Genomic DNA, 23,997 nt, shown 5'->3' with positions numbered 1-23,997 from the left:
TGTTGTCTGCCTGCTCTACTAAAGCCTTAATATCTGCTGCAATTAGACGGCAAACTTTGAGCTTTTTACCTTCAGAAAAGCTGATGTGAAGATCATTTAGGTATAAGATTTCCTCCCACTGGTTCTTTTGAATGTTGCCTTGCAGCTTTCGTGCTTTTAACGCAACTTTTTGAGCGTTTTGGGCAAATTGTACCAAAAAGTCAGTTTTGGGTATATCCTCTTCCTTAAGGGCCAAAAATAGCTGCTCCAAATTGGCCTTTTCCATTTTGAGCTGCGGCTTAAAGGCCTTTAGGCCCGCTTTGGTCTTGAGTAAAGCCGCCTTCAGACTCGGGCGATCGGGATCCTCTGCAGGAAGCTCCTGATAAAGCGCATAGAGCTCTTGATATTGGGCCAAGGTTTCTTCATAAAGGGCTGTATCTTCTTGATACTGCTGCTGCTTTGCCAAAAAAAGTTGATGATTATCCATTTTTATAGTATTGAATGGGCTAATAAATAAGAAGCTGTGAAATAGAAAAATGGCTAATGCTTTCATTGCTTTGTTTTTGTGTTTATCTAAAAGTAGTAACTTTTATTTATAAACGCAAAATTAGCCTGAAATTTTCATCAAAAAATGGCCGAAGGCCATTCGGCCTAGCGATGTGCAGCAGTGCGGCGCAGCCGCAGACCCAGGCCGTCAGGCCGCAGGGCCGAGCGAGTAGCGAGCTGCGAAACGTAGCGCCGCAAGGCCGCAGGCCGCAGCGGAGGCCCCAAAACCTCAGCGAGCTGCAAAGCGACAACAAGCCCTTTAGGGCGCAGTTCGACGACCAAAGGGAGTAACCGCCGCAAGGCCGCAGGCCGCAGCGGAGGCCCCAAAAAATTATTATTTCAAAGAAAAAGGCTATTTTTGCGGCGACTAAAAGAAAATAATCATGCTGAACCTTCAGAATATATATGTACAATATGGCGATCGCCGATTATTGGACCAGGTTTCCTTTACGGTGCGAGAAAAAGACCGCATTGGTCTGACGGGCCGAAATGGGGCGGGGAAATCGACTATGCTTAAGATTATTGCGGGACAAATTGCGCCCATGCAAGGCAATATTGCCGCTCCTAAAGACCTCAGCATCGGGTTTTTGCATCAAGATATGCTCTTGCCCAAGGGCAAAACGGTGTTGGAAGAGGCCATGACGGCTTTTGCCAAGGCGCAGGCCATGGAAAAACGCCTAGAAGAGATTCAGCAAGAAATGGAGGAGCGGACCGATTATAGCAGCGATGGCTATATGGAGCTGATTCATGAATTATCGGAATTAAACGACCGTCTGGCCTTGATTGGTGGCCAAAGCTTGCAAGCCGAAGCCGAGAAAATCTTGATGGGCTTGGGCTTTTCGGTCAGTGATTTTGATCGACAAACCACTACTTTTAGTGGGGGCTGGCAAATGCGGATCGAGTTGGCCAAAATCCTCTTGCAGCGGCCACAGCTTTTGCTTTTGGATGAGCCCACCAACCATTTGGATATTGAATCTATCATTTGGCTCGAGCAGTTTTTACAGCCTTATGAAGGGGCCGTGATTGTAATTTCTCACGATAAAGCCTTTTTGGACAAGGTGACGCAGCGCACCATTGAGATTGAGTTGGGCAAAGTGCATGATTATAAAGCCAACTACTCTCGATATTTAGAATTGCGAGAAGAGCGGCAGGCCCAAATGCAGTCGGCTTTTCAGCAGCAGCAAAAAGAAATTGCCCGCAAAGAAGCCCTAGTCGATAAGTTTAGAGCCAAGGCCAATAAGGCCAAAATGGCCCAATCGCTCATCAAGGAATTGGACCGCATGCAGCGGATCGAGCTAGAAGATGGCGATAGCAGCCGGATGCGTTTGGAGTTTCCGCCAGCACCTCGCTCTGGCGAAAGAGTAGCCATTGTTAAGGGGCTGAGCAAAAGCTATGGCGATAATTTGATCTTGAATGAGGTAGATTTGACCATCATCCGAGGCGAACGCCTAGCCTTTATGGGCAAAAACGGAGAGGGAAAATCGACCTTAGTGAAAATAATGGTGGGCCAACAGCTGCCCACCGGCGGAACAAGCGAATTGGGCCATAATGTCCATTTGGGCTACTATGCACAGAATCAGGCCGAAGCCCTAGACCCCAAAAAGACCGTTTTAGAAACTATAGAACAAGATGCCCCCTTCGAGCTGCGTCCCCGACTACGGGCTATTTTGGGCTCCTTTCTCTTTAAGGGGGAGGATGTAGACAAAAAAGTATCGGTTTTATCGGGAGGAGAACGGGCCCGCCTAGCTATGGCCTGCTTGCTTTTGCACCCCATCAACTTATTGGTACTGGATGAACCCACCAACCACCTCGATATGCTTTCTAAGGCCATTTTGAAAGAGGCCCTTTTGCATTATGATGGGACCTTGGTGGTGGTTTCTCACGATAGAGACTTTTTGGATAGCTTGACCGATAAAGTTATTGAATTTGACCAAAAGAAGCTCAAAACCTATTTGGGCGACTCTGAATACTTCCTTAAAAAACGCCAATACGGCAGCCTGCGAGATGTTTCTTTGGGCAAAACGGCCAACAACAGCGGCAGCAGCAAAAAAGCCAAGCCCAAAAAAGATGAAAACGACCCAGCGGTCAAGCAAGCCCTCAAACAACTCAAAAGAAATATCCAGAATGCAGAACGACAACTGCAACGACTAGAAGAAGAGAAAAATAAACTGGAAAAAACCTTGGGCGATAGCAGCAAATTTGGAACCCCCAATTATGAAAAAGCCTTAGCCAAACATCAAGAAAATGAAGCGGCTACAGAAGAAGCCATGGAAAAATGGGAAGCCGCCGAATTGGCCCTAGAAGCCTTTTGGGAAGAGGAGTAAAAATAAACCTATAATAGCTTGTAAAAGAAGCCCCAAAAGCTTACTTTTGCAAGCATTTTTCTTTTTTAGGAAATGCAAACATTAATTTATTCACATTTTTAAACCGTCCCGGAAGGGAAACTTCCATAATTATGGAAAACGAAACTAATAATCAGGAGCTGGAGAACCAGCAAGAGCAAGAGCAAGAGCAAGTAGTAGTTGCTCACGACGATTTTGATTGGACCTCTAGCAGATCTGGTGAGTCAGCTTACTCTGCTGAAGAAATGGCCAAACTAACTGCCGAGTACGACGAAACTTTGAGCTCTGTAAAAGAGTACGAAATCGTTGGTGGTCGCGTAGTCGCTATCCAAGATGGCGATGTAGTTATCGACTTGAACTACAAGTCTGACGGATTGGTGCCCACTTCAGAATTCCGCGATATGCCCGAACTAGCCGTAGGCGATGTTGTTGAGGTATACGTAGAAACTCAAGAGGATAAGCGTGGACAGCTTGTTTTGTCTCGCCGCAAAGCAAAATTGCTTCGCGCTTGGGAAAGCATCGTTAACGCTTACAACGAAGGTACTGTCGTTAAAGGACATATCATCAGCAAGACAAAAGGTGGTATGATCGTAGACGTTCAGGGCCTAGAAACTTTCTTGCCCGGTTCTCAAATCGACATCAAACCTATCGTTGATTATGATGCATACGTAGGTAAAACTATGGAGTTCAAGGTAGTGAAAATCAACGAAGCGATCAAAAACGCTGTTGTTTCTCACAAAGCGCTTATCGAAAGCGACTTGGAAGCTCAACGTCAAGAAATCATCTCTAAATTGGAACGCGGTCAGGTCCTAGAAGGTACTGTAAAGAACCTTACCGACTTTGGCGCATTCCTCGATTTGGGTGGCGTAGATGGTCTTCTTTATATCACAGATATCTCTTGGGGACGTATTAAGCACCCCAGCGATGTGCTAGAGAATGGCCAGAAACTTAACGTTGTTGTTCTTGACTTCAATGATGACAAAAAACGTATCTCTTTGGGCCTCAAGCAACTACAACCCCACCCATGGGACGTATTGCCTGAAGACGTGCAGCCCGGTTCTACCGTTAAAGGCCGTATCGTAAACATCGAGGATTATGGTGCTTTCCTAGAAATCACTCCCGGTGTAGAAGGTCTTATCCACGTTTCTGAGGTGTCTTGGAGCAGCCAGCCTATCAACTCTCGCGATTACTTCAAAGAAGGGACTATCCACGAAGCTAAAGTGGTGACTATCGACCGCGAAGAGCGCAAGATGTCTCTAAGCCTTAAGCAGCTTAGCGATGATCCTTGGGCAACTATCGAAGAACGCTACCCCAAAAATAGTACGCACAAAGGCGAGGTCAAAAACCTTACTCCTTATGGCGTATTCTTGGAGCTCGAAGAAGGTATCGGCGGTATGATCCATATCTCTGACCTCTCTTGGACTAAGCGCTATGGCCACCCTGCCGAGTTTACCAAAGTAGGCGAAATCCTAGATATCATGATCCTTGATGTCGATGTAGATAGCCGCAAGCTCTCTTTGGGCCACAAACAACTCGAAGAAAACCCTTGGGATACTTTCGAGAACGTTTTCCCTGTAGGCTCTGTGCATGAAGCTACTGTCCTCCGCCGCGACGACCGTGGTGCTATCGTTCAACTTCCTTACGGCCTAGAAGCTTTCGCGCCTCTCCGCCACGTGAAGAAAGAAGATGGTAGCCTCGCAGAAGTAGAGGAAACTTTGCTCTTCAAAGTAATCGAGTTTAACCGCGATGATAAGCGTATCCTCGTATCTCACTCTCGCTATTATAACGATAGCAAGAAAGATGCAGACCGCCAAGAACGCGATGACAAACGTCGCCAAAACCGCGAATCTCAAGATGAAATGCGTAAGCAGCAAGATAAAGTAGAGCGTAGCACTATGGGTGACCTCAACGTTTTTGCCCAATTGCGCGAGCAAATCGAAAATCAAGAGAAAGATAATCAGGACGAAGAGTAAGATCTAACTCCTCATTCCGATTCATAATAAAGCCCTTAGCCTCTCAATGCAAATTGAGAGGCTATTTTGTTTTTTAACTTACTGCTGTTATTTTTGGGGCCTCCTGCCTTCGGCAGGCGCTACGTTCCAGGGCTCGCAGGCCTGCTCGGCCCTTCGGCGCTTTGCGCCTCGGTCTGGCCTGACGGCCACCCTTGCACATCGCTAGGCCATTTGCTCCCCAGCCCAGCCCTTATTTTTGCCCACTACCCTAGAATCTATATTTGTTATGGACCAATTAATTCTCGTTTTAGAAAGTAGCAGCCGAAAAACTTCGGTCGCACTCATTAAAAATGGCCTCTGCTGGCTAGTAGAAGAAAGTACCCTTGATACTGGCGACCCCGCCGCAGAACTTACGCTTTTTGTCCAAAAAATCTTAACGCGAGCCAAACTCAAAGGAGAAGATCTGGCCGCCATTGCCCTGAGCAAAGGCCCCGGCTCTTATACCGGCCTGCGCATTGCCTATTCTACCGCCAAAGGCCTAGCCTTTGCCTGGCAACTCCCCCTCCTGGCCCTCGATACCCTAGCCGCCTTGGCCTATGGCGCAAAATGGAACCAAAGCCTGCCCAAAAATAGCCTGCTGATCTGCCTAGAAGATGCCCGAAGAGGAAATGCCTATGCCGCTATCTATAATTGCCAACTGGAAATTATTAAATCGCCCTTTTTTGTGTCTCTAAAAGATCTAAACCTGAGTATTTATCAACAAGAGTATAGCCTCTACCTCCTAGGCTCTGCCGCTAGGAGTTACCAAGAACTGATGCCAGAAAGTAAATTAGAATTGTTGCCCCTAAAAACCGCCTCCGCCCGCTTTTTTGAACAATTGGCCCAAAATGCCTACGAAAAACAAGAATTTGCCGAACTCGCCTACTCCGAACCCTTCTATTTAAGGGCCCCTCAGCTGACTAAGCCAAAAAAGAATAAGTTTTTTAGCAAAAAATAGCCTGACTTTCTCTGGACCACCAAAAAGCTTTGCCCCTCTGCCATTAAAAATTTTTAATAGCTAAGACAATTACAGATCCACTAAAGGGCCCGACGATTATTCGTCGGGCCGCTTTTTTATGCGCTCAAGGCATTATTTTTGGGCCTAAATTACTAAACTGCTTTCTTGGAGCAGAAGGCGGCAAAGCCGCCTTGGCCGTAGGCCATCTGGCCTAGCGATGCGGCGGGGTGGCCGAAGGCCAGACCGAGTTTTTGAGCGTAGCGAAAAACGAAGGGCCGAGCAGACTTGCGAGCCCCAAAGCGTAGCGCCGCAGCTTTGCTGCGGAGGCCCCAAAATCATAAAACAGTTAAAAAACTGTATCTTGAGCTAAGAACTTATTAGAATGATTCTCTAGGAAAGACTCCTTTAAAATTAAATAGAACTTCATGCAACCAAAGCTGAAAAAATTGGTCTATGGCGGACTGCTGAGTCTTGCAAGTTTGCAGGGCATACAAGCACAGCAAACAGCCGTCTATAAAGACCCCCAGGCCGCATATCATGCCGCTATCGAATTTTATGAACAAGCCCTTTATGGCAAGGCCGAAGATGAATTGGGCCAATTGCTCGCCCCCGATCAGGCCCTTTATAATGACTGGGAATTGCCCGAATTGTACCGCCAAAAAGCAGAACTTTATGCCGCTCTGGCCGCCCTGCGCTTGGAACGTCCCGATGCCGAAAACAAACTTTTGGTCCTAATTAAAAAATATGAACCCCTATCGGTGGCCGCTCAGGCCAAATTGGAAGTGGGCCGTTATTATTATGCCCAAAGAGATTATAAAAAGGCGATCAAGTACCTCAGTAGCATCAACTTTAAAGACCTCAATGACCTAAGCAATGAGGACCTTATCGAGGCCAAGTTCCAACTGGCCTATTGCTATTTTGTGTCTAAAGACTTTAAGAAAGCCCAACCCGTTTTTGCCCAAATCAAAGGGACCAAAAGCGAGTATACTTTTCCCGCCAACTACTACTACGGACTCTGCTCTTTCTTCCTCAAAGACTTTGATGCGGCCCTAGCCAGCTTTGAAGTCGCCAATAAGTCGAGCCGATACGAAAAAGTGGTCCCTACCTATATTACCCAGATCCATTTCATGAAAAAGGATTATGATAAAACAATTGCCTACGGAGAACCCTACACCAAAAGCAATACGGTGCGGGAACGTATGACCATTGTGCAGGCAGTGGGCCAAGCCTATTACGAAAAGAAAAATTATAAAAAAGCGCTTCCTTTTATGGAAGAATACGCCAGCAAGACACCCAAAATGACAGAAGATATCTTCTATCAATTGGCCTATACCCAATATCGAGCTGGAAAATATGAAGATGCCGCCGGTAACTTTGAGCAAATTGCTCGACTAGATAATAAATTGGGCCAAAATGCCCGCTACAATCTGGCCGATTGCCAACTCAAATTAGGCCGCAAAGAGGAGGCCCGCCTTTCCTTTAAGCAGGCCGCAGAAATGAAGCAGGACAAAGAACTGCAGATTGACGCCAAAATGAATTATGCCAAGTTGTCTTATGAATTGGGCCTTGACAATGACGCTATTTCGGCCTTTATGGAGCTACTCAATACCAAATATAGCAACGAATCGCAAAACTTGATGAGCCAGCTCTTTCTCAATACTCGAGACTACGAAAAAGCCCTGAGCATCCTGAGAACAATTGACCGTAGCGAGCCCTCTCTCAAAGAAGCTTTCCAAAAAGTGGCTTATTTCCGTGGCGTACAGCACTATAAGGCTAGCAATTTTACCAAGGCCGTAGAGCGCTTTAATGAGTCTTTGGGCTCTGCCGTACATACCGAAACCACCGCACTGGCCCATTTCTGGAAAGCCGAGGCGCTCTTCCAATTGGACCAATTTGATAAAAGTATTGATGAGTATAACCGCTTTACTACCGTAGCAGCTGCCGCTCCCCAATTGCCCGCCAATTCCTCTAAAGGAACGGCCCATTATGGCCTAGGCTACAATTATCTTCGCAAAAATAGCTATGATAATGCCGTAGGCCAATTTGTGAAGGCGGTCAAGTATATTGAGCCCCGCCTAAGCAAAATCAATGATCGACATGTCTCTAATTTTGTCTATCCCGATGCCCTTGGCCGTGCCGGCGATTGCTATCTCTATTTGGGCGGAACAAATAATTATACCGCCGCCGCTGGCTATTATGAGCGGATTGTGGCCAATAATTTCCCCAATGAGGATTATGCGATGTATCAGCTAAGCCTGATCTATAGCTTGACGAACCAAGCCCAAAAGCAACTGCGTACCCTAGCCGATTTGGTGGGCCAACACCCCAGTTCTATCTATGCCGATGATGCGCTTTATGCTATGGGAAGTACCCAGATTAACCAAAATGAATTCGATCAGGCCAAAGGAAGCTTTGACCAACTGATCGTAAAATATCCCGATAGCGAGTATACCGCCAAAGCCCTATACAAATTAGGCGTGCTCTCTTATAGCCGCGATATGAACCGCGAAGCCCTCGACTATTTTAAGACGGTGGTGAGCAATAATGTCCAAACAGAGGAAGCTAAAGCCGCCCTCAACTTTATCCGAAAAATCTATATCGATCAAGGCGATCCCGATGGCTTTATGGCTTATGCCTCTACCTTACAAGGCTATAATTTCTCCGATATGGCCGCAGATTCGCTCCTTTATGAATCGGCCGCCTCTTCTTTCGATCAGGAAAATTGGCCCGCCGCTGCCGATAATTATAGCAAATACCTCGATCGCTTTCCCAAGGGACTCAATAGTATGTCGGCCCACCTCAACCGAGGAATCGCCTACTATAACCTCAAGGAATACCCCAAGGCCCTTAGCGATTTCTCTTATGTGGCCGAGGCCAAAGACCCCAAAGCTCCCCCCGCTATGGCCGAGGAAGCCAATCTCTTGGCAGGCCGAATTTGCTACCACATTACCGAGGATTATGCCAAGGCCCTTACTTATTTTCAAGGCCTAGAACAATTCGCCTCTAGCCCCGAAAACCGCTCAGAAGCCCGCCTGTTTGGTATGCGCTCGGCCTATTATGGCCAAAATTATCAGGCCCTAAAAGGACTGGCCACCAATTTCCTCAAAGAACCCAATGCTAGCGCCGCCAACAAGGCCGAGGCCCATTTTTACCTCGCTAAGGCCCAACAAGCCGCTGGCAATAATGCCAAGGCGATGCAGTCTTATAAGGAGAGCCTCAAACTAGTCGATGACGATATCAACGCCTCCGAAGCCCATTACCAACTGGCCAAAATTACTTATATCCAACGCGATTTGGATGGCGCCCTAGAACTGGCTTTCCAAAATAATAAGCTGCTGGGCCAACACCTCAATTGGTTGGCGCGCAACTTTATCCTCATCGCCGATATCTATGCCGAACAAGGCAAATTAGATGCAGCCAAAGGTACCCTAGAAAGCCTATTGGGCAACTTCAACGGCGAAGCCGAAATTGTGAAGGAGGCCCAAGATAAACTGGCCCAAGTCAAGCAAGCTATTTCTTCTAATAGCCGCCTGCGCCGAAATGATGGCAGTGGCGAACTGGAAATGATTGATTAAATCTTTCTTTTTTTGGGGCTGCCCCGCCCTGCGGGCGGGTCGGGCTGTTCCGGGCTCGCAGGTCTGCTCGGCCCTTCAGCGCTAAAGCGCTTCGGTCTGGCCCTGCGGGCCACCCTCTCCATCCCTCAGCCGCGTCGCTGCGCTCCTTTGCGGCGGCTTCGCCGCCTGTCCTCTCCAAAATAGATCGTCTAAAGAAAAATCAAATGATAAAATATAGTAAATCTCTTTGTTTAGCTTTGGCTGTTGGGCTTTTTGCCCCCAACCTAAAGGCCCAAATCAATGATGTAGGGACCGAGCTAGTCAAACCCTTTAAGGCCCAATTGGCCGAAAGTAAAAAGCAGGAGGCTCAGCCTCTTTTAGCCGATTTGGATACCACCGCTGGCCAAAAATTGACCTATCTGGTCCCCGAACGGATCGTCTCGGTCAATTATCCAGAACCTAATATCCGCCCACTGGCTATGCCGGTGCCTAAGCCCCCCAAAAGTCTCCACTTTTATACAAAGGCGGGCATTGGTTTCCCTCTTTCCCCTTTGCTAGAACTCTCTTACCACAATAGCAATAGCGATAAGTTTAGCTTTGGAGCTACAGCCAAACACCATAGTAGCCAAGGTAACTTAGAGGACCAAGTTTTTGGCGAAACCTCAGTAAATCTACAAGGCGATTATTTTCTGCCTAATGGCCTAGCCATTGGCGGCGCCCTAAATATGGACCTCAATAATTATCGCTACTATGGCTACCACCAACTCCTCGAAAACCTAGGCGATAGCCTCTATCCCTTTGCCCAAGATAGCTCTGGCCTAGCCGAAGATAGCCTCAAACAACGCTACCTTACAATAGGGGCCAATATTCATCTCTTCAATGCCAAAAGTAATAAACAAGAGATGAACTATAGAGCCGATCTGGACCTCTATAACACCACTTCTTATCATGGCGTTGGCGAGCTCAATATCCGCCCCCGCCTTGTTTTTGAAAAATGGTTGGGCAATAGCCGCAGCCCTCAACATCGCCTCTTTGCCAATGCCGAGCTGCTGTATAGCCGCTATACCACCACCGATAGCAGCCAAAGCCGCAGCCTGGCCCAATTGCATGCTGGAGCCGACCTCAATTTTGGCAACTTTAAGAGCCGTCTAGGCGCCCGCTTAGGAAGCAATGCCGGACAGTTTTTCGTTTTGCCCGATATTGAGTTGAGCTATGCCGTTTTAGGGGGCCAATTTATTCCCTATGCAGGTTGGTCGGGCAGCATCCGTGAAAATACCCTCATGCAGCTCTCTACTTATAATCCTTTCTTAGATACAGAGCGCCTGCATTGGGAACATACGCAAGAAAGCCGCTTTTATGGGGGACTCAAAGGGAAGATTAAGCGCCTAGGCTACGACTTTAATGTCTCTTATGCCAATTTGAGCCAACAACCCCTTTTCTATAATACCACAGAAAGCAATTATCTGAAATTTGGTCTGGCCTATGATACGCTCAGCCGCCTAACCCTGGCCGCAGATGTAGAACTCCAAATTATGGAGGAACTCTACTTTAAAGGCGCTTTGGCCTTTAATAACTATAGTGGCGGAACGGCTGAAGTGGCTTATCATCTGCCTGTTTTGGAGTCTAGCTTTGGCCTGACATACAAAAAAGGCAATCTAGAAGTTGGGGCCGACCTCTTTGTCAATGCGGGCGTGCCTTATCTCCCTGCCTTGGGCACCGAAAGCGAAACTCTTGGCGGCTTGTTTGACCTTAACCTCAATGCTACTTACTGGCTCGGAAAAGGAGAGCAACAACGCTTTGCTTTCTTTGTAGAAGGCAATAATTTGCTCAATAATAAATACCAACGCTGGTACCTCTATCAGCAATTGGGCATCAATGGAAAAATTGGTGTAATGGCTAAGTTCTAAGATGACTTAGGACCTGCTGCAAAGGGGCTGCTCGATATCGAGCAGCCCCTTTTGTTTTTGGACCAACTAGGGCATCAAGCCTTTGATGAGCTGTTAGATCTCTGTCGAATAGGGCATCAAGCCTTTGATGGGGTATTTGATCTCTGTCAACTAGGGCATCAAGCCTTTTATAGGGTATTTGATCTCTGTCAACTAGGGCATCAAGCCTTTTATGGGGTATTAGATCTCTGTCAACTAGGGCATCAAGCCTTTGATGGGCTGTTTGATCTCTGTCAACTAGGGCATCAAGCCTTTGATGGGGTATTAGATCTCTGTCGAATAGGGCATCAAGCCTTTGATGGGGTATTAGATCTCTGTCGAATAGGGCATCAAGACTTTGATGAGCTGTTTGATCTCTGTCGAATAGGGCACAAAAAAAATCCCTGGGACTGTTCAGGATTTTGTGTATTAGAATAAAATTTGGGCCTTTAGCTTGTTGGGATTTGGCCAATAGTCGCCCAGGGACAAGCCCCTAGGCTAATCCAATGGAGTCAGCCCTCTGCGAGGGCCTCAACTATTGATATACAAGGCCTTGTTCAGTTGTTGTCACAGAGAAAAACCTCATCCAAAGGCCCTCTTTAGAGGGCTGTCTGAAAAAGCTAGCCTAGGGGCTTGTCCCTAGGCAGCAAAAAGGAGAAACACAAAATTTTAAACAGGCTCAAATCCCCTCCGAGGAGGGGATCATCTAATATTCTACTAAGGAGCAAGGCCTTATATTACTCTAGTGTTTGCAAGAGCTCTTTTGCTTTTTCTTGATAGGGGCCTTGGGGCACCTTTTTCAGGTAGCTTTTGGCCAGTTCTTTTTGGTTTTCGCGTAGGGCCAAGAGCGCCTGATACCAAGGGAGTTTTTCGGAAATATGGGGGGGCAGGCTAGGCAATTGGGCCAGCTCTTGCCAGTAGGATTTTGCGCTGCCTAGCTCTCCTTGCTCAAAAGCGATATGGCCCAGATAAAACTGGGTTTCTTCTTGGGCAAAGATAGAATTGGCCTTTTGGTAGGCCAGCAATTCTGTTTTAGCTTTGGTCCAATCCTTTTTCTCATAAGCATTGAGGCCGAGCTGCAACTGTCTGAGGGCTTCTTCATTTTGGCCAAAGCCTTGGGCGCCTAAAAGCAGTTGTAACTCCTTTTGGGTAGACTCTGCACTGGCGATAGCGTATTCTTGAGACCAGCTGGGTAGGCTTTGCGACTTCTGCCACCAATAGCCCAGACTCACTAATAAAATTAGGCTAGCGGCAATACCCATAATTGGGCGCCAGCGGGGGAGGGGGCGAACCTTAACCTCTTTTTCTTTTTCTTCCTTTTGGGCAAAAAAGCCTTCTGCTTCTAATTCTTGGGCAATTTGGCCAATTTGTTTTTGGGCGGCTTGAGTCTGTAGGGCTTGTTCTATGGGGCGTTCAAAAAGGCCTTCCTCATCTAGTTCTTGGGCCATTTTTTCTACAGCGCTTTGGCGGCTAAAATCCTGAATAGCTTGGATAGCGATGCCATGCGCCTGCAGCTCGGCGGCATAGGCGGCATCTTTTTGGGCCAAGGCAAGGGTAGCGGCTCGCTCTTCGGCAGAGAGTTGGTTTTGCTGGAAAGCATCCAGCCATTCGGGGCTATGAAAATCCATAAGTTTAAGCTTTGGGCTGGCCCAGTAGGCGCAGCAATTGTTTTTTGAGCTGTTTGATACAGCTATTTTTCTTGACCTTAGAGTAATTATCGGCAAAGCCCATAATTTGCTCAATTTCTCGATGCGACTTCTTCTCAAAATAGTAGAGCTCCAGCACTTTTTGGCAATCGGTATTCTTCATGCTACTTAGGGCTTTCATGGCGGTCATAAGTAGGGGGTCGGCCTCTTCTTCCTCTAAAAAATAGACCTCTTCTTGGACCAAATGGGGGAGGGGCTCTTGCAGCAGGCGTTCCTCATCTTGGAGGATGGGGTTTTTCTTTCGTTTGCGGAGCTGTTTGAGCCAGAGGTTTCGGCAAACGGCATAGAGATAAGTTTTGGGTTGGCAACTGAGCTCGAAATCGGGCGTTTGCATTTTGGTCCAAAAAATCTCTAGGGCCCGATTAAAAGTAGCTTTGGCATCGGTTTCTTGGGCGCCCTGTTGGAGCAAATAACTAGCACAATACCAATAGGCCTGTTCATAGAGGGCTTTGTAGGCGCTTTGGTCTCCAGCCCGAAGGGCCGCAATTGAAATATCCATAAAAAAGAGGTTTCTGGGGGGGCAAGCTTGTGAGCTCAATGAATAATACCCCAAAGGGGATGATGGTTAGCCCAAAGGGCCTAAAAAATTACAAAAGTCTGTAGAAAGGGCCAAATCTGTTTGGATCTAGAAGGCTGGCCGAAGGCCAGCCTGGCCTAGCGATGCGGTGGGGTGGCCGTTAGGCCAGACCGAGCCAGCTTGCTGGCGAAGGGCCGAGCAGACCTGCGAGCCCCAAAGCGTAGCGCCGACGAGCGCAGCGAGGCGGAGGCCCCAAATCCTAATCTATAATTGTAGCGATCAGTTTTCGGCGGCCACCATAGTTTCTAAACTCGCAAAGATAGAGCCCCTGCCAAGTTCCTAGGGCGAGTTGGCCTTGAATAATGGGAATACTTAAACTTGTGCCTGTGAAAGCGGTTTTAATGTGGGCGGGCATATCGTCGGGGCCTTCTAGGGTATGCAAGAGGCCTTGTTGGTTTTCGGGGACCAGGCGGTTGAAAATCGTTTCAAAATCCATACGGACATCGGGGTCGGCATTCTCGTTGATCGTCAGGCCAGCCGAAGTATGTTGAATAAAGAGTTGAAAAAGGCCATTTTGGGGAAGTTTGGGCAATTGCTGCAAAACCTCTGTGGTAATGAGGTGGAATCCTCGGTTTTTGGCCTGAAGAGCAATAGAATGATGTTGAATAGACATAGAAAATCACAATTTTGAGCGTTAATAATCCTTATCTTCGCCCTTGAAAAAAAAATAACTAAGCAATATGTTTGATACGCCATGGCTTTATAACTTGGGTAAAGTTATTCACTTTATTGGGCTCATTAGCTGGTTTGCGGCCCTATTTTACCTGCCTCGTCTATTTATTTATCATACCGAGGCTTTGGAGCGGCCCGAGGCGGAGCGGGGAATTTTGACAGAGCAATACGCCATTATGCAGCGCCGATTGTATCATATTATTATGACGCCAGCCATGTTTATTACCTTTTTGGGGGGCAGTATGATGCTCTTTTATTATGGTTGGGATTGGTTTGTGGCCAATATTTGGATGCACTGGAAGCTGGGGTTTATTGTGCTTTTGGTTGGGTATCATTATTATAGTAAGGGCATTATGCAGCGTTTGGCCCGCAATGAATTTGTGATGAGTTCGGCCAAATTTCGGATGTACAATGAGATTGCCACCCTCTTGCTCTTGGCCATTGTTTTGTTGGCCGTTTATAAAAGTAGAACTGATTTTTTGATTGCCTTTTTGAGTTTGATTGCCTTTGGAATAAGCCTGATGATGGGCATTAAGGCCTATAAGCGCTATCGAGAGCAAAAGGGAGAAGTATAGTAAATTATGTCGTTTAAGATTTATACCAAAACTGGAGATAAGGGAACTACCGCACTTTGGGGCGGGGGGCGCCTACCCAAATACCATTTGAGAATTGAGGCCTATGGCAGCCTAGATGAGCTAAATGCGAACTTAGGCCTATTAAGAGATTTTTGCGAGCAGGAAGAACAGCGGCAGCAGCTTTTGAAGATTCAGGAGCGTTTGTTTAGCCTAGGGACCATCATGGCCACCAGCCCCGAAAAGGCCGATAAGGTCAAGCAACCCGATGTTTTGCCCGAGGATGTCTTGCAGCTCGAAAACTGGATGGATGCCATGGATGAACATTTGGCCCCACTCAAAAATTTTGTTTTGCCAGGCGGCCACCCTCAGGTGTCTCGGGCCAATATTGCCCGCACGGTTTGCCGCCGTGCCGAGCGCCTAGCCGTGGCCCTAAATGAAGAACAAGCCCTGCCTGCGGTGGTCTTGCAATACCTCAATCGCCTATCCGATTATCTCTTTATTTTTGGCCGCTTTGCCGCCCATTGCCATCAGGCAGAAGAAGTACTTTGGAAGCCAAGAGGCTGATTTTAAGAGAACTTTAGGGCCTTTTGGCCCTTTTTTTTATGGCAGAAGCGTTTATTATAAAATGCTGTAGGAGATTTGGGGCCTCCGCCTCCCTTCGGTCGTCGGCGGTTACTCCCTTCGGTCGTCGAACTGCGGTCTAAAGACCTTGTTGTCGTTTCGCAGCTCGCTACTCGCTCGGCCCTGCGGCCTGACGGCCTTGGTCTGCGGCTGCGCCGCACTGCTGCACATCGCTAGGCCGGCGGGCCTTCGGCCCGCCCTGACCGCCAAACAAACTAAGGCAAACAATAATCATGATGAAAGCTATACACCTCCTTTTTTTGCTGCTCTTCTGTAGCCTCAGTCTTAGGGGCCAGCCCCTGCGCAAATCGGCCAAAGAACATATGGAAGATGCCGAATACTATTTTAATAATGCCAAATATGAGGCAGCAACAGCTAGTCTAAAACAGGCGGTTAAGCAAAAGCCCAACTTTGCTGCGGCTCAGCGCTTGCTAGGGGTGGTGGCCAAAGAAACAGGCGATTATGAAACGGCCAGAATGGCCTATGAACGGCTCTTTAAGCAAAATCCACTCTTGTCTAGAGCCGCCTATTTTGAGGCCGCCGAACTACAGATGAAAGCCTATAACTATATCAAAGCCTTAGAGTACTTTGAGCTCTATAAATATGCAGACCCCAAAAACTATAGCATCAAGGAAGAAGGTGCCGCCCGAAATTACGATGCGTATTTGGACCGAAATATTAAGAGCTGCGAATATGCTATAGAAATGGAATATACCGGCTCTACGGGCAAGGCCGAGCTTTTGCCCGGCATGGCCAACTCCAAATTTGATGAGTTTTTGCCCACCTTGAGGGCCAATGGCGATATGCTCCTCTATACCTCTAACCGCTCGGGAGATGAAGATATTCTGATGCTGCGCAAAAACGATAAAGGCGAATGGAAATCGCCAAAATCTATTGGACCAGCCATCAATACGCCTTATAATGAAGGTATGGCCAAGTTTACGGTTTGTGGTCGACGGATTTTCTTTGCCGCCTGTGCCTGGGAAAATGTGCAGGGTGGCTGCGATATTTATGTGGCCGAATATGATAGCGAAAATGAAATTGTAGATAGCGTGGGGCCAGCAGTAGGCCTCAATAGCGAAGCCTGGGACTCTCAACCCTCTATTAGTTGCGATGGCTATAAAATGTACTTTGTCTCTACTAGAGAAGGAGGATTTGGCGGTAGCGATATCTGGGTTTCTGACCTAATGGCCAATGGCCGCTGGGGCGTTCCCGAAAATCTTGGACCAAAAATCAATACGGAAGGAGATGAAGAAGCCCCTTTTATTGCTCCAGATGGCCAAACCCTTTACTTTGTGTCTGATGGACATCCGGGATTGGGCGAAGCCGATGCTTTTCGGACCTTATTATTAGAAAATGGAGAATGGTCTAGACCAGTAAATATGGGCGAGGGCGTCAACTCTCCCTTCCGAGAAGCGGGCATTGTGGTCTCTCCTGATGGCGAGTATGCCTACTTTTCTTCTGATCGACCTGAAGGAAAAGGCGGTTTGGACCTTTATAGCTGCCATATCCCCGCCGCTATGGCCCCTGCCGTAGAACATGTATTTTTGGATGGCTACCTCTATGATGAAGCCAGCTCCGAACCTTTGGCAGGAGCCAGAGTTCGCCTGAGAAATGAAGGCGAAAATATTGGCATCTTTGAAACAGATAAGGCGGGCCGGTTTTTTCTTTGTTTGCCTAGTGGAGCTTCTTACTCCTATATTATTTCTAAAGAGGGCTATGATAACTTTATTGGGGCCGACTATTTTGAGCGAGCGGCTGGAGAAGCGATCAAGCGAATAGATGTACAACTAAGCCCCAACGGAAAACTCCCTGAAGAAGAGCCCGTAATGGCCGAGCCGCCAAAGCCTCGTTTGCGCAAAAACCTATCGGTCTACTTTGAGACGGGAAAATATGATTTGAGCGAGCTGCAAAAGGAGCAAATACAAAAACTACTAGAGCAATTTGAAGATCCTGAAAATCTAAAAATTCAGGTAACAGGCTTTGCCGATGATGTGGGGGATAAGGAGTTCAATTTATCCCTTTCGCAGAAGCGGGCGGGTTATGTCACCAAGTTTATGAAAGAACTGGGCATTACAAGCGCCCAAATTACTACCGATGGCCGAGGCGTAATAGAAAGCAATATGGCCAAACACCAAAAGCGAAAGGTAGAAATCATTATCCTTAATCGTTAGGGACCAAAAGAAGCCGCTTGGGGCAAGCTATTTAAATAGCTGTCCACCCTTTTTTTTTGATTATCAGGTTTTTATTTCTGTTTTGAAGTCCGTAGGTACAAAATAGTCGTAAGGGCAGAGAGGGCAATAAAAGAGGCAAAGTGTCTAGTAATTTTACCGTAGAAATATGGGCAATAAACGGTATAGCGACTTATCCTTGACAAGAATTAAGCTTTAAGAAAAAAATATATAAAAATAAGAGCTAAAAAAAGTGACTTTTCAGAGCAAAGTGATCTCTTGTATGAGTTGAATTTATTACTGAAATAAATTTAGGTTCTAGCTTAAGGTAGTATAAAAAACTGTAAAATAGAGGTTGTTTGATTTTTTATTTGGAGATATTGGTTTTTTTTTGCCGTCAAAATAATTTTATTACGCAATGAGTTTAATTTTTATATTGACTAGAGCTAATAAAGAAGTATATATTTGTGCTCTTTTTAGGGCGCATACAGATTGGATGGAGTAAAAAGCTAGGAGTTATTCTTTAAGGAGCGAAGCGACTGGCTGAGGGATGGAAAGCAGGGCCGCCGAAGGCGGCAGACCCAAGCAGCTTTGCTGCTGCAGGGCCGAGCGAGTAGCGAGCTGCGACACAGCCCGACCCGCCCGCAGGGCGGGGCAGCCCCAAAAATAAATTACATAAGCATTTTATCAAACACATTTTAACAGCATTTAGATGAACGTGAAAATTACAAACTACTTAAGGAGGGCAGTTTTTGTCCTTGCTTTCTGTTTGTTGTATGGGGGCTCTGCCATTGCTCAGGTGAGCATTGGGGGGATTATCAATGACTATACGGCAGTAACATCGTTAAATTTACCCGTATGCGATCCCTGTGATCAGGCCTGTGCGCATACTATTACGGTGCAAGACCCTTCGGCTTTTGCAGCTGGGGATAAGGCCTTGATTATTCAGATGAAGGGAGCGGATATAGATGTGACGAATACATCTGCTTCAGGAGATATTTTGAATATTAACGAGGCGGGTAACTATGAATTTTTTGAAATTGGGAGTATTACCGGAAATGTATTGACGCCTAAATATTCATTGATTCGGAATTATGATGTAACTGGAGTGGTGCAAGTTGTGCGGATTCCAGATTATGGAAACAATGTAGTGGAGGTCAACTCTACTTTGACGGCTCAAGATTGGAGTGAGACGAATGGTGTTGGTGGGGTTTTGGCCTTGGTGACGGATAAATTGGTATTGAATGCGGATATTGATCTTTTAGGAAAGGGGTATCAAGGTATTCAAATGACGGTTAATGGAAGCCCAGACAACTGTACCATTGATCCAACTCTTCAATATACGCTACCAAATACAGCTATTGAAGCATGGGAAAAAGGGAGTGGTATTGTTGTAGATGATCCAGCTACCAACCATGGACGTGGAAAGCGGGCCAATGGTGGTGGTTCTGGTGCTTCTGGTGACTCTGGAGGAGGAGGCGGAAGTAACTATGGTGAAGGTGGAAATGGAGGTAATCGTTGGTGCAATAAAGTTGATCCTGCTGGAGGTATAGGTGGAGCTGCTTTAAACAGCTATCTTGCTCAAGATAAAGTGTTCTTGGGTGGTGCTGGTGGACCTGGTTGGGTATCTACAAATAACCCTTCTTCTGCTGCTGATGGTGGTGGAATTGTAATTGTTTTTGCGGATACGATTGTTGGAAACGGCTACACTATCAATGTTCGAGGGACCACTCCTGTGGCTGTAAATCCTGTGGGTGCCCCAGATGGTGGTGGCGGAGGAGGCGCTGGAGGTAGCGTTGTTCTTAAAACACAAGTTTATGAAGGCTTGTTAAGTGTAAATGTATCTGGAGGAGATGGTCAAAATTTGAATACCACGAATGAGCATGGACCAGGTGGTGGCGGCGGTGGCGGAGCCTTGTTATACTCTCTGGCTTCTATACCTACCAATCTTACTTTTATTTCTGATGGTGGTGCTGGAGGTGAACATACTAATGGTGCTAGAAATGGATCAGTTGATGGAACTGCTGGTGGATCTGTTTCTTTATATGTACCTATTCAGAACCCCAACTATACTACAGAAATTGATGAAGATAACCTTTTGAGTGCCTGTGATATTGATGATGACAATGATGGCGTTCTGGATATTGTAGAAATCTATAATGGAGATCATGATGGCGATGGTACACCAGATTATGCTGATCCCAATTTCTGCGCAGATGTTTTTGCGGGAGTAAATGGTTGGGACTGTGCAGATGGTCTGCCAGATCCTTCTGGAGACTTAGATGGCGATGGTGTCCCAAATTATTCTGATGTAGATTTTCCTTATTGCTCTGGTATCTCTAATAGTGTTTGTGCTAATTTTGATGCCGATGGTGATGGTTCTCCCGATCATGTAGACTTAGATGCCGATAATGATGGTATTCCAGATATTGTAGAGGCTGGCGGAGTTGATACTGATGGTGATGGCCAAGTTGACTCTGATCTAGATATAGATGGCGATGGTTTAGTTGATATCTATGATGATGAGATTGGTGGAGCATCTACTGCAACTTATTCAGATGAATGCCGGAATACTGTTGGGCCTAGCCATACACTTAGTTTTAGTGTCAATACTTTAGATGTAGCAGTAGCTCCCTCTTTGTCCTTTTCTTTGTCGGGTGCTTATGGCACAGATGCCGCTAGTTTTACGCTAGAGTTAGAGGATGGAACTATCTTAGGCCCTTTTAATCGTCAAAATTCTAGCAATACTGCTTATGCAAATTGTGGTAGTCCTGCTATGGATATGAATCCTATTAGTATTCCTACTGCTTCTTGGAATACCGCTAATGACGACGGTGTTGTTGTTATAATTATGAATACAACTACAGATGTAGACCCATCTCTTTGCTCTGGAGTGGCCTCTTGTATCTCTAATATGGAGGTTAGTTATATTGGTACCGGTACTGCCGGGAATTTAATTACTGGTTTAGATTCTGATAATGATGGTATTCCGAATAGCTTAGATCTAGATTCTGATAATGATGGTATTCCTGATTTAGTAGAAATTGGAGGTGAAGATACTGACGGTAATGGCCAAATAGATGCTTTTACAGATACCGATGGCGATGGCTTTCATGATGTCGTCGATGGGGATGTAGGAAATGATGGCACAGCAGAAAATACCGCTAATGCGCTCCAACTTACTGGCGCCGATAATAATAATGATGGCCTAGCCGATAGTTATCTTAATGGTGATTCTGACGCTGACGGTATCTTAGATATCTATGACCTCGATAGCGATAATGACGGTATTCCTGATGCCGTAGAAGCCGGCGGAACTGATGCCGATGGCGATGGCCGAATCGATAACTTTGTCGATACCGATGGCGATGGTTTTCATGATGCTGTTGATGGCGATGTCGGAAACGATGGTACCGCCGAAAATACCGCTAATGCGCTCCAACTTACTGGCGCCGATAATAATAATGATGGCCTAGCTGATAGCTATCCTAACAATGATGTCGATGGTGACGGTATCCCCAACCAACTAGACCTCGATAGCGATAATGACGGTATTACCGATCTGGTAGAAGCCGGCGGAACCGATACGAACGGAGATGGCCTAGCCGATAATTTCAGCGATACCGATAATGACGGCCTGCATGATGTCCTCGATGGCGATGTCGGAAACGACGGTACCACCGAGAATAGCGCTCAAGCTCTTATCCTTACAGGCAATGATGTCAATAATGACGGTGCCCCCGATAATTATCCCAATGGCGACGCAGATAACGACGGTCTCCTCAATATCTATGACCTCGATAGCGATAATGATGGTATCGCCGATGTGGTAGAAGCTGGCGGAACCGATACCAACGGAGACGGTTTTGCCGACGACTTTGTCGATACCGATAACGACGGCCTGCATGATATCCTCGATGGCGATGTCGGAAATGACGGTACCGCCGAGAATAGCGCTCAAGCTCTTATCCTTACCGGAACCGATAGTAACAACGACGGCCAAGCCGATACTTACCCCAATGGCGATTTCGATGCCGATGGCCTCCTCAATATCTATGACCTCGATAGCGATAACGATGGAATCCAAGATATCTTGGAAGCTGCTGGAACCGATGCCGATGGCAATGGCCGCGTAGATACATTTACCGATGCCGATGGCGATGGCTTTGCCGATGCCCTAGACGGTGACCCCAATAATGATGGTACCGCCGATAATAGCGCTGCCGTACTCATCTTGACTGGCGCCGACAATAACAATGATGGCACTCCCGATAGCTATCCAAATGCTAACGCAGATGCCGACGCTACTCCCAATTTCCTCGATCTCGATAGCGATAATGACGGAATTACAGATGTAGTCGAAGCCGCAGCAGGCGCAGTAACCGGAGCCGCTAATACCGATTCTCCCAGCAACGGTACCCTCGATGGCCAAATTGAAGATGGTCCCATTACCGACGCTAATGGCGACGGCTGGTCTGACCTCCAAAATGGAACTATCAATCTCTTGGATACAGATGCCGACGGTATTGCCGACCTCTATGATATCGATGCCGATAATGACGGTATTCCAGATTATCTAGAAGCCGTTTGCTCTACTTGCCCCACCTTCGGCATGACGCCTTCTGGCACCGATGCTAACGGTAACGGAGTACTCGATATCTACGAAGGCCTAGATGCCGCTAACCAAACTACAGGCGCAAATATCGGCGCTACGCCCAATGAGGATAATAATGACGGCAGCGCTCCCGCAGATTATCTAGATCTCGATGCTGATAATGATAGCGGCTATGACTGGGCCGAAGGCTTCGATAATGGCTTCGGTACCGCCACCGCCGGCGATGGCAATGCCGCCGACGAAATTATCCAAATGGCCGCAGCCTATGTCGCCAACGGCGGTAATCCCGCTCACTATCCCAATCCCGATAGCGATGGAGATGGCCTACCCGATTGGCTAGATAACCTCAACGGAAATGGCTATACCAATAACCAAACACCTCCTTTCCTCGATCCTAACTCTCCTTTCTGGATCGATGCCGATAATGATGGCCTCGCCGATATCTTCGACGATAATGTGAATGGTAGCGCTCTCGGTACTACCGCTCCAACTCCCAACAATGACGGACTCGACGATAATGACTGGCGCGATGCCAATACTTATGTCGATTTCCCCATCGAATGGCTCTTCTTCAATGCCGAACGCCAGTCTTCTTCTACAGTGCTCCTCTCTTGGGCCAGCGAAACAGAAAGAGATAACCAAGGCTTTGAGGTAGAACGCATGTTTGACTATGAAACCGACTTTAGCCAAATCGATTTTGTCCAAGGTCAAGGTAATAGCACTACAACCAATTACTATAGCTATACCGATAACAATAGCTACGAGAATACTACTTACTACCGCCTACGACAAGTCGATTTCAACGGAGACTTTGAGTACTCTGAAGTCCGCGCAGTAAATAATACAGAAGCCGAAAGTGTCGATATTTCAGTCTTCCCGAATCCCGCTAGCGATTTTGTGAATATCCGCTTTAGCCAGCTCAAAACTAGCAGTAAAGTGAATTTCAAACTCCTAGATGTGCTTGGCCGCCAGGTCTTTAGCAGCAGCCAAACAGTCCGCCCCGGCGACCTCATTACCCTAGATGCTATCCAAAACCTACCCGCAGGTACTTATTACCTCAATGTTCATATCGAGGCCGTGCAAAGCCAACTGAACTTTGAAGTCGTTAAGCCTTAATGACTTAGCTAACTAACTACTGACGAAGGTCAGCTCCTCTGGGGCTGGCCTTTTTTGTTTTGGGGCCTCCTGCCTGCGGCAGGCGCTACGCTGCAGGGCTCGCAAGGCTGCTCGGCCCTGCGGCCTGACGGCCTTGGTCTGCGGCTTCGCCGCCCCCTTCCGCATCGCTAGGCCGATCAACAGCTAGTTCTAAGCTAGACCTCCCGCTTCGGCCACCGAAAAAGGCGTAAAACCTAGGTTTTGCGCCTTTTTTTATGCCTAATTGTTAGAGCTTTGTTAAAAATAAAAATAACGCAACAAAATGAAAAAAGGCAAAAGTTCTGTCTGGGGGTAAACTAGTTCGGTCTGGGGGTAAACTAGTTCGGTCTGGAAGTAAACTACTTAGCCTCAACTGTTGATATACTGGGCCTTGTTCAGTTGTTATCGCAGAGAAGAACCTTCTCCAAAGGCCCTCTTTAGAGGGCTGTCTAAAAAAGCGAGTCTAGGGGCTTGTTTCTAGGCAGCAAAAAGGAGAAACAGAAAACTTTAAACAGTCTCGATTGTTCTACAAAGACCGAATAGCATAGCTAAGCCGCCCTATGGCCGAAGGCCAAACGGCCTAGGGGCCTGTAAGGGTGGCCGCAGGCCAGACCAAGGAGCCGAAGGCGAC

Annotated in this window: 12 protein-coding genes and 1 pseudogene; 9 read left to right on the top strand and 4 right to left on the bottom strand. The window is 47.0% G+C overall.

The window, feature by feature from the left end:
- A pseudogene (locus tag SAPGRDRAFT_RS05435) lies at positions 1-532 on the bottom strand (hypothetical protein); the annotation flags it as partial.
- A gap of 376 nt (positions 533-908) precedes the next feature.
- Here SAPGRDRAFT_RS05435 and SAPGRDRAFT_RS05425 point away from each other — a divergent pair.
- The 5 genes from SAPGRDRAFT_RS05425 (at position 909) to SAPGRDRAFT_RS05405 (ending at position 11,277) form a co-directional block, all read left to right on the top strand.
- Complete coding sequence (locus SAPGRDRAFT_RS05425) at positions 909-2,849, top strand: ABC-F family ATP-binding cassette domain-containing protein (protein ID WP_002657825.1); 1,941 nt, start codon at positions 909-911, stop codon at positions 2,847-2,849.
- Between the two features lie 131 nt (positions 2,850-2,980).
- A complete protein-coding gene (gene rpsA, locus SAPGRDRAFT_RS05420) occupies positions 2,981-4,840 on the top strand; it encodes a 30S ribosomal protein S1 (protein WP_002657822.1) in 1,860 nt (619 codons plus the stop codon).
- Positions 4,841-5,105: 265 nt separating this feature from the next.
- Entirely contained in the window at positions 5,106-5,816 is a 711-nt protein-coding gene (gene tsaB / locus SAPGRDRAFT_RS05415; protein ID WP_002657821.1) for a tRNA (adenosine(37)-N6)-threonylcarbamoyltransferase complex dimerization subunit type 1 TsaB, read from the top strand.
- A 425-nt stretch (positions 5,817-6,241) separates the two neighbouring features.
- Positions 6,242-9,391 (top strand): tetratricopeptide repeat protein, encoded by a 3,150-nt coding sequence (locus SAPGRDRAFT_RS05410; RefSeq protein ID WP_002657820.1) that lies wholly within the window; start codon positions 6,242-6,244, stop codon positions 9,389-9,391.
- A gap of 203 nt (positions 9,392-9,594) precedes the next feature.
- Positions 9,595-11,277, top strand: a complete 1,683-nt coding sequence (locus tag SAPGRDRAFT_RS05405; RefSeq protein ID WP_002657818.1) for a hypothetical protein — start codon at positions 9,595-9,597, stop codon at positions 11,275-11,277.
- Between the two features lie 755 nt (positions 11,278-12,032).
- Here SAPGRDRAFT_RS05405 and SAPGRDRAFT_RS05395 read toward each other — a convergent pair.
- The 3 genes from SAPGRDRAFT_RS05395 to SAPGRDRAFT_RS05385 all read right to left on the bottom strand — a co-directional run bounded on the left by SAPGRDRAFT_RS05395 (position 12,033) and on the right by SAPGRDRAFT_RS05385 (position 14,191).
- Positions 12,033-12,923 (bottom strand): hypothetical protein, encoded by an 891-nt coding sequence (locus SAPGRDRAFT_RS05395; RefSeq protein WP_002657816.1) that lies wholly within the window; start codon positions 12,921-12,923, stop codon positions 12,033-12,035.
- 4 nt (positions 12,924-12,927) lie between these two features.
- Positions 12,928-13,500 (bottom strand): RNA polymerase sigma factor, encoded by a 573-nt coding sequence (locus SAPGRDRAFT_RS05390; RefSeq protein ID WP_002657814.1) that lies wholly within the window; start codon positions 13,498-13,500, stop codon positions 12,928-12,930.
- A 277-nt stretch (positions 13,501-13,777) separates the two neighbouring features.
- On the bottom strand, positions 13,778-14,191 hold the full coding sequence (locus SAPGRDRAFT_RS05385; RefSeq protein WP_002657812.1) for a secondary thiamine-phosphate synthase enzyme YjbQ: 414 nt from the start codon (positions 14,189-14,191) through the stop codon (positions 13,778-13,780).
- A gap of 67 nt (positions 14,192-14,258) precedes the next feature.
- Between SAPGRDRAFT_RS05385 and SAPGRDRAFT_RS05380 the strand changes: the two genes are divergently transcribed.
- The 4 genes from SAPGRDRAFT_RS05380 to SAPGRDRAFT_RS05365 all read left to right on the top strand — a co-directional run bounded on the left by SAPGRDRAFT_RS05380 (position 14,259) and on the right by SAPGRDRAFT_RS05365 (position 23,348).
- Positions 14,259-14,825 (top strand): CopD family protein, encoded by a 567-nt coding sequence (locus tag SAPGRDRAFT_RS05380; protein WP_002657810.1) that lies wholly within the window; start codon positions 14,259-14,261, stop codon positions 14,823-14,825.
- A gap of 6 nt (positions 14,826-14,831) precedes the next feature.
- On the top strand, positions 14,832-15,389 hold the full coding sequence (locus SAPGRDRAFT_RS05375) for a cob(I)yrinic acid a,c-diamide adenosyltransferase (RefSeq protein ID WP_002657809.1): 558 nt from the start codon (positions 14,832-14,834) through the stop codon (positions 15,387-15,389).
- 290 nt (positions 15,390-15,679) lie between these two features.
- Complete coding sequence (locus SAPGRDRAFT_RS05370; RefSeq protein WP_253271273.1) at positions 15,680-17,620, top strand: OmpA family protein; 1,941 nt, start codon at positions 15,680-15,682, stop codon at positions 17,618-17,620.
- 709 nt (positions 17,621-18,329) lie between these two features.
- The gene (locus tag SAPGRDRAFT_RS05365) at positions 18,330-23,348 is read left to right on the top strand and encodes a T9SS type A sorting domain-containing protein (RefSeq protein ID WP_002657804.1); all 5,019 of its coding nucleotides are present in this window, start codon (positions 18,330-18,332) and stop codon (positions 23,346-23,348) included.
- The last annotated feature ends 649 nt before the right edge of the window (positions 23,349-23,997 follow it).

Source organism: Saprospira grandis DSM 2844 (assembly GCF_000275825.1).
GTDB lineage: Bacteria > Bacteroidota > Bacteroidia > Chitinophagales > Saprospiraceae > Saprospira > Saprospira grandis_A.
The sequence above is the reverse complement of the archived record's forward strand: the minus strand, read 5'-3'. Positions and strand labels throughout refer to the sequence as shown.

Excerpts from the sequence above, each read along its gene's own strand:
- SAPGRDRAFT_RS05425 (WP_002657825.1), top strand. The coding sequence starts at position 909 with ATGCTGAACCTTCAGAATATATATGTACAATATGGCGATCGCCGATTA.
- rpsA (WP_002657822.1), top strand. The coding sequence starts at position 2,981 with ATGGAAAACGAAACTAATAATCAGGAGCTGGAGAACCAGCAAGAGCAA.
- tsaB (WP_002657821.1), top strand. The coding sequence starts at position 5,106 with ATGGACCAATTAATTCTCGTTTTAGAAAGTAGCAGCCGAAAAACTTCG.
- SAPGRDRAFT_RS05410 (WP_002657820.1), top strand. The coding sequence starts at position 6,242 with ATGCAACCAAAGCTGAAAAAATTGGTCTATGGCGGACTGCTGAGTCTT.
- SAPGRDRAFT_RS05405 (WP_002657818.1), top strand. The coding sequence starts at position 9,595 with ATGATAAAATATAGTAAATCTCTTTGTTTAGCTTTGGCTGTTGGGCTT.
- SAPGRDRAFT_RS05395 (WP_002657816.1), bottom strand. The coding sequence starts at position 12,923 with ATGGATTTTCATAGCCCCGAATGGCTGGATGCTTTCCAGCAAAACCAA.
- SAPGRDRAFT_RS05390 (WP_002657814.1), bottom strand. The coding sequence starts at position 13,500 with ATGGATATTTCAATTGCGGCCCTTCGGGCTGGAGACCAAAGCGCCTAC.
- SAPGRDRAFT_RS05385 (WP_002657812.1), bottom strand. The coding sequence starts at position 14,191 with ATGTCTATTCAACATCATTCTATTGCTCTTCAGGCCAAAAACCGAGGA.
- SAPGRDRAFT_RS05380 (WP_002657810.1), top strand. The coding sequence starts at position 14,259 with ATGTTTGATACGCCATGGCTTTATAACTTGGGTAAAGTTATTCACTTT.
- SAPGRDRAFT_RS05375 (WP_002657809.1), top strand. The coding sequence starts at position 14,832 with ATGTCGTTTAAGATTTATACCAAAACTGGAGATAAGGGAACTACCGCA.
- SAPGRDRAFT_RS05370 (WP_253271273.1), top strand. The coding sequence starts at position 15,680 with ATGATGAAAGCTATACACCTCCTTTTTTTGCTGCTCTTCTGTAGCCTC.
- SAPGRDRAFT_RS05365 (WP_002657804.1), top strand. The coding sequence starts at position 18,330 with ATGAACGTGAAAATTACAAACTACTTAAGGAGGGCAGTTTTTGTCCTT.